The 12302-nt window shown below is 48.2% G+C and carries 8 protein-coding genes; 6 read left to right on the forward strand and 2 right to left on the reverse strand.

Annotated features, from left to right (window positions below; genetic code table 11):
• Window positions 1–3 precede the first annotated feature (3 nt).
• Complete coding sequence (locus KI655_RS10925) at window positions 4–534, forward strand: AAA family ATPase (RefSeq protein ID WP_285404776.1); 531 nt, start codon at window positions 4–6, stop codon at window positions 532–534.
• A 179-nt stretch (window positions 535–713) separates the two neighbouring features.
• Here the strand turns inward: KI655_RS10925 and typA are convergent, their stop codons facing one another.
• The gene (typA, locus tag KI655_RS10930) at window positions 714–2543 is read right to left on the reverse strand and encodes a translational GTPase TypA (RefSeq protein WP_032551091.1); all 1830 of its coding nucleotides are present in this window, start codon (window positions 2541–2543) and stop codon (window positions 714–716) included.
• 553 nt (window positions 2544–3096) lie between these two features.
• Here typA and glnA point away from each other — a divergent pair.
• The 5 genes from glnA to KI655_RS10955 all read left to right on the forward strand — a co-directional run bounded on the left by glnA (window position 3097) and on the right by KI655_RS10955 (window position 10639).
• A complete protein-coding gene (glnA, locus tag KI655_RS10935) occupies window positions 3097–4506 on the forward strand; it encodes a glutamate--ammonia ligase (RefSeq protein WP_032551090.1) in 1410 nt (469 codons plus the stop codon).
• A 176-nt stretch (window positions 4507–4682) separates the two neighbouring features.
• Window positions 4683–5240 carry a DUF4124 domain-containing protein gene (locus KI655_RS10940; protein WP_285404779.1) on the forward strand — a complete coding sequence of 186 codons (558 nt, stop codon included), beginning with the start codon at window positions 4683–4685 and terminating at the stop codon, window positions 5238–5240.
• Window positions 5241–5408: 168 nt separating this feature from the next.
• Complete coding sequence (glnL, locus tag KI655_RS10945; RefSeq protein ID WP_285404782.1) at window positions 5409–6485, forward strand: nitrogen regulation protein NR(II); 1077 nt, start codon at window positions 5409–5411, stop codon at window positions 6483–6485.
• Between the two features lie 112 nt (window positions 6486–6597).
• Complete coding sequence (gene glnG / locus KI655_RS10950; protein WP_285404784.1) at window positions 6598–7998, forward strand: nitrogen regulation protein NR(I); 1401 nt, start codon at window positions 6598–6600, stop codon at window positions 7996–7998.
• 106 nt (window positions 7999–8104) lie between these two features.
• Complete coding sequence (locus KI655_RS10955) at window positions 8105–10639, forward strand: EAL domain-containing protein (RefSeq protein ID WP_285404785.1); 2535 nt, start codon at window positions 8105–8107, stop codon at window positions 10637–10639.
• Window positions 10640–10746: 107 nt separating this feature from the next.
• Here the strand turns inward: KI655_RS10955 and hemN are convergent, their stop codons facing one another.
• On the reverse strand, window positions 10747–12138 hold the full coding sequence (gene hemN / locus KI655_RS10960; protein WP_285404787.1) for an oxygen-independent coproporphyrinogen III oxidase: 1392 nt from the start codon (window positions 12136–12138) through the stop codon (window positions 10747–10749).
• Window positions 12139–12302 lie beyond the last annotated feature (164 nt).

Genomic DNA, 12302 nt, shown 5'->3' on the forward strand with positions numbered 1-12302 from the left:
TCAATGCAACCTATCATCATTAGCGGTGGACCCGGCGCGGGCAAGACGACCTTAGTCAACGCGCTGGCATCGCACAACTTCGCCACCTTTGCCGAGGCGTCTCGCACCTTGATTGAGGAGCAGAGCCGGTTAGACAATGGAATACTACCTTGGATTAACCTACCCGGTTTTGCAGCTCTCTGTTTAGACGTGATGAGTGAGCAGAAAGCGCAGGCCAACCAACACCCAGTCGCGTTTCTCGACCGCGCTATACCTGATATCTGTGGTTATCTGTCACAAGCAGAGATAGCGATTGATGAGGAGTATCTCGAGGCGAGTCAGGGTTATCACCCTCAAGTGTTCTTATGTCGCCCAGAAGCGAGCATTTACGTGCAAGATGAGGTGCGCCCTTATCCGTTTGAGGTTGCATTAGAGATTCACGACAGTTTGGTGTCGATTTACCAGAACCTAGGTTATGAGGTGATTGAGGTGCCGTTTATGTCGGTTGAAGAGCGCGTGCAGTTCGTTCAGCATAAATTGGGTATCACAAGTTAGATCCCCAACTCGGTCGTTCCTCCCTCTTGAGGATGACGGATACTTCGACGCTCTTCGTATCTCAAATCTCGTTTACTCGAATCCCGCATCCCGCTTACTCGCATCTACTCTCACACAAAACAAAAGCCCCGAGCAGCATCGCTACTCGGGGCTTTTTAAACTCAATCAGTTAAATCTGATTATTTCGCTGCACGTGAAGCACGCTTACGATCCGATTCCGTTAGGAACTTCTTACGGATACGGATGCTTTCAGGTGTTACTTCTACTAACTCGTCGTCATCGATGAATTCTAGAGCTTGCTCAAGAGTCATGATGATTGGCGGAGTAAGAACCTGTGCGTCATCAGTACCAGATGCACGAACGTTCGTTAGCTGCTTACCTTTCAGTACGTTAACTGTTAGGTCGTTGTCACGGCTGTGGATACCAACAACCATGCCTTCGTATACTTCAACACCGTGACCGATGAACATGCGACCACGCTCTTGTAGGTTGAATAGTGCGTTAGTTAGCGCTTTACCCATACCGTTAGAAATTAGTACACCGTTAACACGCTGGCCGATTTCGCCGCCTTTGTGTGGACCGTAGTGATCGAATGTATGGTAAAGAAGACCAGAACCTGAAGTTAGAGTCATGAACTCAGTTTGGAAACCGATTAGGCCACGAGATGGCATAACGAAGTCCATACGTACACGACCTTTACCGTCTGGAGACATATCAGTCAGCTCACCTTTACGTAGGCCGATGTTCTCCATGATGCCGCCTTGGTGCTCTTCCATAACGTCGATAGTTACCGTTTCGAACGGTTCCATTAGTTGACCATCTTCTTCTTTGATGATTACTTCTGGACGAGATACTGCTAGCTCGAAGCCTTCACGACGCATGTTTTCGATCAGGATAGATAGGTGAAGTTCACCACGACCTGATACGCGGAATTTGTCTGGATCGTCTGTTTGTTCAACACGTAGTGCAACGTTGTGTACCAGTTCTTTCTCTAGACGCTCAAGGATGTTACGTGAAGTTACGAACTTACCTTCTTTACCAGCGAATGGAGACGTGTTTACTTGGAACGTCATTGTTACTGTTGGCTCATCTACAGACAGTGCTGGAAGCGCTTCTACTGCGTTTTGTGCACAGATAGTGTCAGAGATTTTCAGTTCACCAAGACCCGTGATCGCGATGATGTCACCTGCGTTCGCTTGTTCAACTTCGTGACGCTCAAGACCAAGGTAGCCCATTACTGTGCCAACTTTGCCGTTACGAGTTTTACCGTCTGCGCTTACGATAGTTACTTGCTGGTTTGGTTTAACAGAACCACGAGTTACACGAGCAACACCGATAACACCAACGTAAGAGCTGTAATCTAGTTGAGAAACTTGCATCTGTAGTGGACCGTCTAGGTCAACTTGTGGTGCTGCTACTTCTTCAACGATAGTTTGGAATAGCGGTTCCATGTCTTCGCCAGTTTCGCCTTCTTCTAGAGAAGCCCAACCGTTAAGTGCTGAAGCGTAAACTACTTTGAAGTCTAGCTGTTCGTCAGAAGCACCTAGGTTGTCGAATAGGTCGAATACTTGATCCATAACCCAATCAGGACGCGCGCCTGGGCGGTCGATCTTGTTGATTACAACGATTGGCTTAAGGCCGTGTGCGAATGCTTTTTGCGTTACGAAACGAGTTTGAGGCATTGGGCCATCTACTGCGTCAACGATCAGTAGCACAGAGTCAACCATAGACATGATACGCTCTACTTCACCACCGAAGTCCGCGTGTCCCGGAGTATCTACGATGTTGATGCGGTGATCGTTCCAGTCGATTGCTGTGTTCTTAGCAAGGATGGTAATGCCACGCTCTTTCTCGATGTCATTCGAGTCCATTACGCGCTCTTCAGTCTCACCACGAGATTCTAGTGTGCCTGATTGTTGTAGCAGTTTATCAACCAGCGTTGTTTTACCGTGGTCAACGTGCGCGATAATCGCGATATTTCTTAACTTATCAATCTGTGGAGTAGACATGGATTCTCGATTCACTCATAAAAGTAGCCGCACATAACCTCTACAATCAGGGTAAGTGCCACTAGCTTGATTAAAAAAACGGTCAATAATATACCAGATTCTAGCAAAAACCCCAGAAATATGTGATCTGAACCAAAGCCTTTTTCCACAGGCGTTTATTCCCGATAAATAACCGGCCATCAGGCGCCCTCAATTCGAAATGGCTCTGCCTTCCATTTACCTCGGCCAAGCTGGTGAAATCTCTTCGTAAAATGAAAAAGTGGATTGACAACCCATGCAAATCGTTGCTGAATGGTACTCGTTTGTGACTCATTATGGTGCACAACCAAACTATTGCACCACAATTGTGCATCGCATGATCATTTTGGTGCAAAGAAACGCACCAAGAAAAACACAAACAAATTAAACCCTTGAAATTAATGGATTAATTTTTTTGGCACGCTTTTAGCTTTAGTTAAAACAGCATCGATTAATGCACCGAAAGACATTAATCAATGCTAGTTTCGACCGAATCGAGCACAAACCAAATTAATAACACTGGAGGTTATCCAAGATGTCAGTAGAAAACGTACTATCGCTGATCCAAGAGAACGAAGTTAAATTTGTAGACCTACGCTTTACAGATACTAAAGGTAAAGAGCAACATATCTCTCTACCTGCTCACCAAGTTGACGCAGACTTCTTTGAAGAAGGTAAGATGTTTGACGGCTCTTCTGTAGCTGGTTGGAAAGGCATCAACGAATCTGACATGGTAATGATGCCAGACGCATCATCTGCTGTTCTTGACCCATTCACGGAAGATGCAACGCTAAACATCCGTTGTGACATCCTTGAGCCTGCAACAATGCAAGGCTATGACCGTGACCCACGCTCTATCGCAAAACGTTCTGAAGAGTACATGCGCTCTACAGGTATCGCAGACACAGTTCTAATCGGTCCTGAGCCAGAGTTCTTCCTATTCGACGACGTTAAATTTGCAACTGACATGTCTGGTTCTTTCTTCAAGATCGACGACATCGAAGCTGCATGGAACACAGGTTCTGACGTAGAAGGTGGTAACAAAGGTCACCGTCCAGGCGTTAAAGGCGGTTACTTCCCAGTAGCTCCAGTTGATTCATCTCAAGACATCCGTTCTGCAATGTGTCTAGTAATGGAAGAGATGGGCCTAGTTGTTGAAGCGCACCACCACGAAGTAGCAACTGCGGGTCAAAACGAAATCGCAACTCGCTTCAACACGCTAACAACGAAAGCTGACGAAACTCAAATCTACAAGTACGTTGTACACAACGTTGCTCACGCATTTGGTAAAACAGCGACATTCATGCCTAAGCCACTTGTAGGTGATAACGGTTCTGGTATGCACGTTCACCAATCTCTAGCAAAAGACGGTGTTAACCTATTTGCTGGTGACAAGTACGGCGGCCTATCTGAAACAGCACTTTACTACATCGGTGGTGTTATCAAGCACGCTCGCGCTATCAACGCATTCTCTAACCCAGCAACAAACTCGTACAAGCGTCTTGTACCAGGCTTCGAAGCACCAGTTATGCTTGCTTACTCTGCACGTAACCGTTCTGCTTCTATCCGTATCCCAGTGGTACCAAGCCCTAAAGCACGTCGTATCGAGCTGCGTTTCGGTGACCCAGCAGCGAACCCATACCTATGCTACGCAGCAATGCTAATGGCTGGTCTTGACGGTATTAAGAACAAGATCCACCCAGGCGAAGCTATGGATAAGGATCTATACGACCTACCAGCTGAAGAAGCAGCAGAAATCCCAACAGTAGCGTACTCACTAAAAGAAGCTCTAGAGTGTCTAGATGCTGACCGTGAGTTCCTAACAGCTGGCGGCGTATTCTCTGATGACTTCATCGACTCTTACATCGATCTTAAGTCTCAAGATGTAGAGAAAGTAAACATGACAACTCACCCACTTGAGTTTGAACTGTACTACTCTGTTTAATCTCTGGTAGAGAAGCTTTCTTACTGAAACTCTGTAAGAATCGCTAACTAAATATTAGGCTCGCCTCGCAGGCGGGCCTTTTTTATATTCCCCGCTCCCCTTTCACTTCGTACCATTCCCATTCCTCACCTTTTCTTGGTCACTGCATCGACAACGCCGGTAATAAGGTCACCACTATGAAACGAATATGGATATTGATTGGCGCGATACTCTCTGCCTCTGTGCATGCTCAAACGGTTTATACCTGGGAAGACGAGCAAGGTGTTCTGCACTTTAGTGACACGCCAGACAACAACAAGGCCAAAGCACTGAACCTTCCTGATGTTCAGGCCGTTGCGCCTGCGCCTAAGTTTGATAACACCACCCCGGTTGACTCTCAAACCACACAAACGTCAGAGCCTGAAGTGCCAAACCATGACCAGAAACCACAACCCGATGTTCCACCACCACTCAAACTAACCCTAGTCAGCCCGCAGCATGACCAAACCTTACGTAGCAACCGCGGCCTGATCGCCATCGAAATCGAACTCAACCGCAAGCTAGGGATCGGTGAACAGTTGCAATTGATGCTTGATGGGCGCCGTTATGGTGCACCACAAACCACGACTACGTGGGCATTAAAAAACATCGATCGCGGCACACATACCATTGCGATTCAAGCACATAGAAGCGGCAAGCTTATTGCATCTACTACTCCAGTCACTGTGTTTTTACACCGTGCTACGATCAAGTAGGCCAATGTGCACAAAACAAGCCCAGTTTGTCTGTTTTTCACCGAATACTGACCACTTTAAGGCAACAGATAGGAATTATCTTTAGCTTCTGGTTGAGATGCGCCATACTTGAACTTATCAACGCACCAATTTGGTGCAAGGAAATAATCTCAGTTCAAGGATGTAACAGTGAATCGATCAGCGCAAAGCGACAGCATAGAGACCCATCAGTTATCCAACGCCATACTCGACAATATGGTGACCGCGACCTTGATGCTCGATGAGCAGCTCTATGTGCGTTATGCCAATCCGGCGGCCGAGCAACTCTTCTCACAGAGTGCCAAGCGCATTGTCGATCACCCATTAAGCCAGCTCATTCAACACGCCTCTCTTGATCTCGCACTGCTCACCCAGCCCCTACAAAGCGGGCAAAGCATTACCGACAGCGACGTGACCTTTGTGGTTGATAACCGCCCATTGATGTTAGAGGTGACGGTGAGCCCGATGACATGGCAGCGAGAAACTCTGCTGCTGGTTGAGATGCGCAAGATCGACCAGCAGAGGCGCCTCAGCCAAGAGCTTAACCAACATGCCCAGCAACAAGCGGCCAAGCTCTTGGTGCGCGGCTTAGCTCACGAGATAAAGAATCCACTCGGTGGTCTGCGTGGTGCCGCGCAACTGCTTGGTAAAATGCTGCCAGACCAATCACTGAACGAATACACCCAGATTATTATCGAGCAGGCCGACCGCCTACGAGCCTTGGTCGACCGTCTATTAGGCCCACAAAAGCCGGGCAAAAAGAGTGAAGAGAACCTTCACCAGATTCTGGAGAAGGTACGTCAGTTGGTTGAACTAGAGTCTGGTTCTTCATTGGCGATTGAGCGCGATTATGACCCGAGTTTGCCAGACATCTTGATGGACTCGGCACAAGTCGAACAGGCAATGCTCAATATCGTTAGTAACGCTGCGCAGATTCTGAGTTCACAAGAATCAGGCAAAATCACCATTCGCACCAGAACGGTGCATCAGGCGAACATACATGGGCAGCGACACAAACTGGCGGCGCGTATTGAGATCTCCGACAACGGGCCGGGTATTCCTGATGAGCTTAAAGATACCCTTTTCTACCCTATGGTCAGTGGACGAGAAGGTGGTACTGGTCTGGGGCTTTCGATCTCGCAAAACCTGATTGACCAACACAACGGAAAGATCGACGTAGAGAGTTGGCCGGGGAACACCACCTTCACCATCTATCTACCGATTTAATAGATTTATCGACATCACCAGAGAGCTGCTCCGGTGGTGTCGGCAACAAGATATAACAGCATAAAAACAACAATGATCATCACAATAGATTTGGCTGCAAAGGAATGGAACTATGAGTAAAGGATATGTTTGGGTCGTCGATGACGACAGCTCTATCCGCTGGGTAGTAGAGAAGACGCTCTCTTCGGCGGACATTAAATGCGAAACCTTCGCTGATGCGGAGAGTGTGCTTATGGCATTGGAGCGCGAAACCCCTGATGTCTTAGTCTCCGATATTCGCATGCCGGGTATCGATGGTATCGAGCTCCTGAATCAAGTCCAGCAGCGTTCTCCTGATCTACCGGTCATCATCATGACTGCGCACTCGGACCTCGACGCAGCGGTTAACGCATACCAGAAAGGTGCTTTCGAGTATCTTCCTAAACCATTCGATATCGATGAAACTCTGACTCTGGTAGAGCGTGCCATTGCCCACAGCCATGAACAGAAGCGCGAGCAAGCCAATGAAGTAGTCGATACCGACGCACCCGAGATCATCGGTGAAGCGCCAGCTATGCAGGAGGTGTTCCGCGCCATTGGCCGTCTGTCTCGCTCTTCAATCTCAGTACTCATCAATGGTGAATCGGGAACCGGTAAAGAGCTGGTTGCCCACGCTTTGCACCGCCACAGTCCACGTGCGACAAAACCTTTTATCGCCCTCAATATGGCAGCCATTCCCAAAGACCTGATTGAGTCAGAGCTGTTTGGTCACGAGAAAGGCGCGTTTACCGGCGCTAATAGCGTTCGCCAAGGTCGCTTTGAACAAGCCAATGGCGGTACTCTGTTCTTGGATGAGATCGGTGATATGCCACTGGATATTCAGACCCGCTTGCTGCGTGTGCTGTCAGATGGGCAGTTCTACCGCGTTGGTGGTCATTCCGCGGTGAAGGTCAACGTGCGTATCGTTGCGGCAACGCACCAAGATTTAGAACGTTTGGTACACGAAGGCGACTTCCGTGAGGATCTATTCCACCGCCTCAACGTCATTCGAATCCACATTCCAGCGCTGCGTGAGCGTAAGCAAGACATCGAAAAACTCACCCAGCACTTCCTTAATTCCGCGGCAGAGGAGCTCGGGGTTGAGGTCAAGGCGCTGCATCCAGAGACCATTGCCAAGCTCAACCAGCTCAACTGGCCTGGTAACGTGCGTCAGCTAGAGAACATCTGTCGCTGGCTGACCGTAATGGCGAGTGGTAGTGAAATTCTGCCGTCGGACCTTCCACCAGAGCTACTTGAAGAGAAGACAGTCACCACCAGCGATAGCAGTGACAGCTGGCAAAACTTGCTCGCGAATTGGGCAAAGTGTGCGCTTGATTCAGGAGAAAAAGAGCTGCTCTCTTATGCGTTGCCAGAGTTTGAACGTATACTACTTGAAGCCGCGTTGAACCATACTAATGGTCATAAGCAAGATGCTGCGAAAGTGCTCGGTTGGGGACGAAATACCCTAACTCGGAAGCTAAAAGAGTTGTACTAGTCTCGATATGCTCAAAGTTGCCGTTACTTTTTAATCAAAAAAGTGTCGCTTGAGAGGGGTGGAGTCGGTACAATTACAGTACAACATACAAAAGTTTTAGTCATCGATGTCCATAAAGACCCAAATTACACTCAGAACGGCAGTGGTACTGCCGTTCGTGATGATTTTTCTCTTCACTATAGGTGTATTGGTTTTTACCCAAAAGAGCAGCTTTGAAGAGATGGTTCGTGATGTCAGTGCTCGTCAATTAGCGTCACTGACAGAAAACGTCCATAAAAGTCTTTCTGAATTTCTAGAAAAGCCCTTCCATGCCAATCTGTCACTGAGCCACAACATCGGCTATCACCAGCTGTATCACCAAGACAACCTGAATGAGATCCAAGACTATATTCTGCAGAGCTTTTCTGGGCACTTCTCGACCATAGAACAATTGGATGTGATAGGCCTTGGCACTGAAGACGGTCACTATGTTGGCTTTAGGAAAGAGGCTAATAACGGCTATACCTTGATGATTCAAGATGACCGTACTCGTAACCAACTGGTCATCTACCGTGGCCGCAAGGTAAGCGACGATATTCGCTCTGTTATTCCTAATTATGACCCACGTATTCGCCCTTGGTACACGCCTGTCGCACATCAAACCAAGCCTGCATGGTCCACGATTTATACCAACGCCGATGAGAGACAAGAGATCACCCTCTCTGCCCTCGCGCCAATCTATGACCAAGGCGAGTTCAAAGCAGTCATTGTCAGCGACATTAAGATTGATACCTTCAACGCCTTCCTCAAACAGCTCAAAGACAAAACCAATGCCTCTGTTTACATCATGGATAAACAGCAGCGTATGGTCGCTCACTCTGATGGTGGCAGTGTCGTTTCTTGGGGCAACACCCGTCATTCTGATCGAGGCGAAAGACTGCTCGCCACAGAGAGTCCAAACCCGATCATTCGTGAGAACGCAGCCCACGTAAATCAGTTTCACCTCTTAGATGATTCCAAGGTACACCGCTTTAGCTTTGAGCTGGATGGCGAACGCTACTTTAACCAGATCACGCCTTACTCAGATGAACACGGCATCACTTGGTTCATCGGCATGTCGATACCAAAAACCGACCTGCTCGGTAAGCTGCCAGAGAATCAACGTAATAGTTGGTTGCTCGGACTGCTACTGAGCTTTACTGGCATTGGTCTTGGTTTCTTGGCATTCAACCGTGTGACGCGTCCGATCACCTCTACTGCCGATGCCGCAAAACAGCTAGCAAAAGGCGATTGGGACAGCACCATGCCTAAGCCAGGCAACATCTACGAAACCAGTATGCTGGTCGAGGCATTCAATGAGATGACCGACAACCTCAAGTCGTCATTCAACGCACTGCAGACTCAGCTCACCTATGATTCGTTGACTAAGTTGTTTAGCAGAGAAGGTTTAGTGGATGCGGCGAAAAAGCTCAACATCGCCAATACCGGCACTCTGTACTTGGTGGGTATTGACCGTTTCCGCGACATCAACGACAGTCTTGGTCACTACAATGGTGACCAACTACTGATCATCGCTGCCGCTCGCCTGCGAGGAATTCTGCCAGAGCACTACTTACTGGCTCGTACTGGTGGCGATGAATTCGCTATCTACGCACCAGATGTGACAGGCCAAGAGGAAGTGGGCTTATTAGCAAACCGACTGCTACAGACCTTCGCCTCCCCTTTCTGTATGGAATCAGAAAATGTGGTGATCAACATTTCGATTGGCATTGTTCAGCAGTGTGAAGACAGCGATATGACCCTATGGCTGCGTAACAGCAGTATAGCCTTGAGTAATGCGAAACAAGATAAAGCGCGCTTTAGCATCTATAGCCCAGAGATGGCCAACGCTTCAAGGCATCGTACAAAGATGTTGGCTCGCATCAATAAAGCGATTGAGAAGAAGCAGTTTGAACCCTTCTACCAGCCGATCATCGACCTAGAGACAGGCACCACCGTTGGTGCAGAAGCACTGGCTCGTTGGGTAACGGAGCAAGGTATCATTGCACCGCTGGAGTTTATTCCGCTAGCGGAAGAGACCGGGCTCATCAGTGATATCGGCCAGCAGATCTTGCACAAATCGTGTCGTGATACTGCAATAGCGATTGAGACAGGCATGTGGCCTGCCGACTTCTCTATTCACGTCAATCTTGCAGTGGATCAGCTCAGTCAGCCGGGCTTTGTCGAACAAGTCAAAACCACGCTGCGTGACACTAAGCTCCCTGCACGTAACCTCACACTGGAGATCACCGAGTCACGTATCGTCGATAACGACCCAACCATCATCGAGAACATGCTGGCTCTGAAAGCGCTCGGTATCTCAATTGCGATTGATGACTTTGGTACTGGCTACTCTTCGCTGGCCTACCTCCAAAAACTGCCATTCGACTGCTTGAAGATCGACCGCAGCTTTGTAAACAAGTTAGAGAAAGAGAACCTCGATAGCTCGATTGTGGCCGCCATCGTCAACATCACGCATGGCTTTAAGGTTAACTTGGTGGCTGAAGGGGTGGAGACTCAGCAGCAAGCCGACCTATTAAGAGAACTCAAGTGTCCACAGGCGCAGGGCTTCCTATACAGCCGCCCGGTACCCTTTGACGAGTGGCCGCATCAACTGGGTTAACAGTGCTTAACTAAGCCATTGATATTGAATAGCTAGAATAAAAAATGCCAGCATCTCAAGTGCTGGCATTTTTATCGGAACGTCGATATTGCGAAAGCAGAGCTCTCTTAGATAACGCGAGAGAACTGCTGTTGACGAGCCTTGGCACGCAGGTATTTGTCGAAACACATACAGATGTTACGAATCAACAAACGACCACGCAGGGTTACGCGGATCTCTTTGTCATCCACTTCAACCAGTTCATCATTGATGAAGGTTTGCAGTAGCTCTAAGTCTTCTTTGAAGTAGCGATTAAAGTTCACTGAGAACTCAGATTCAATCTGAGTCTTATCCAGTTTAAAGTTACAGATCAGCTGCTTAATCACTTCACGACGCAGTAAATCATCGTTATCTAGAGCCACACCTTTCCAGAGTGCATGACGCAGGTCGTTCACTTGCGCGTAGTATTTCTTCAGCTCTTTCTGGTTCTGTGCGTACGCATCACCCACCATAGAGATTGCCGATACACCGAAGCCAATCAGGTCACATTCACCTTGAGTGGTGTAGCCTTGGAAGTTACGGTGAAGGATGCCTTCTCGCTGAGCCACTGCGAGCTCATCTTCTGGAAGTGCAAAGTGGTCCATACCGATGAACTGGTAACCCGCACCCGTTAGCGTCGCGATGGTGTCTTGCAGAATCGCCATCTTCTCTTCTGCTTTCGGTAGGTCTTCGTCTTTAATCTTGCGCTGAGCTGCAAACAGTTGAGGCATATGCGCGTAGTTAAACACAGACAGACGACCCGGCTTCATCTCCAACACCTGCTTTAGCGTGTCCGCAAACAGTGCTTGAGTCTGCTTTGGCAGGCCGTAGATAAGGTCAAGGTTGGTTGAGCGGAAGCCCAGATCTTTGGCACGCTGAACCATAGCAATGATGAACTCTTCATCTTGCTCACGGTTCACCAACTTCTGGACTTCTTTGTTGAAGTCCTGAACACCGATACTGAGGCGGTTAAAGCCTTCATTGCGCAGGTGATCCAGTACGTCTAGTTCAATCTCACGTGGGTCAACCTCGATGCTGATCTCAGCGTCTTGAGTGAAGTTAAACTCATCACGCAGAATCATCATCAGACGAGTAATTTGCGCCTTACTTAGGAAGGTTGGCGTACCACCACCAAAGTGCAGCTGTGTCACCTCACGCCCTTGCAGCAATGCTGCGCGCTGACGGATCTCATGCTCAATCACATCGAGATACTCATCGGCCTTGTGCGAGTGGCGAGTAATGACCTTGTTACAACCACAGTAGTAACAAAGCTTATGACAAAACGGGATATGTACGTAAAGAGAAAGCGGGCGCTCAGGGTACTGAGTACACGCCATGTCATAATCAGAGACCGTGAAAGCTTCATGGAACTCCAACGCAGTTGGATAAGAGGTGTAACGTGGACCAGAATAGTTGTACTTGTCTAAGATGGCTTGATCCCAAACGATTTGCTGGCTCGTTACTGCTGGCTTGCTCGACATGATGGTATTTCCAATTTAGATCCGTGAATACGGGTGTACTCTCAAATCATTTTACATACATTAAAATATAGACGGGTTATTTTGCCATACGAGTTGTAAGGACGTTTGATCGCTAATCGCTTTTTAGAGACAAAAGCTCAAAAGTGATAGCTTGATCACTAACC

Origin of the sequence: Vibrio sp. D404a, assembly GCF_030248535.1 — a bacterium.
Taxonomy (GTDB): domain Bacteria; phylum Pseudomonadota; class Gammaproteobacteria; order Enterobacterales; family Vibrionaceae; genus Vibrio.

Bases quoted from the DNA above. Each gene is read 5' to 3' on its own strand.
- KI655_RS10925 (WP_285404776.1), top strand. From the start codon at position 4: ATGCAACCTATCATCATTAGCGGTGGACCCGGCGCGGGCAAGACGACC.
- typA (WP_032551091.1), bottom strand. From the start codon at position 2,543: ATGTCTACTCCACAGATTGATAAGTTAAGAAATATCGCGATTATCGCG.
- glnA (WP_032551090.1), top strand. From the start codon at position 3,097: ATGTCAGTAGAAAACGTACTATCGCTGATCCAAGAGAACGAAGTTAAA.
- KI655_RS10940 (WP_285404779.1), top strand. From the start codon at position 4,683: ATGAAACGAATATGGATATTGATTGGCGCGATACTCTCTGCCTCTGTG.
- glnG (WP_285404784.1), top strand. From the start codon at position 6,598: ATGAGTAAAGGATATGTTTGGGTCGTCGATGACGACAGCTCTATCCGC.
- KI655_RS10955 (WP_285404785.1), top strand. From the start codon at position 8,105: ATGTCCATAAAGACCCAAATTACACTCAGAACGGCAGTGGTACTGCCG.
- hemN (WP_285404787.1), bottom strand. From the start codon at position 12,138: ATGTCGAGCAAGCCAGCAGTAACGAGCCAGCAAATCGTTTGGGATCAA.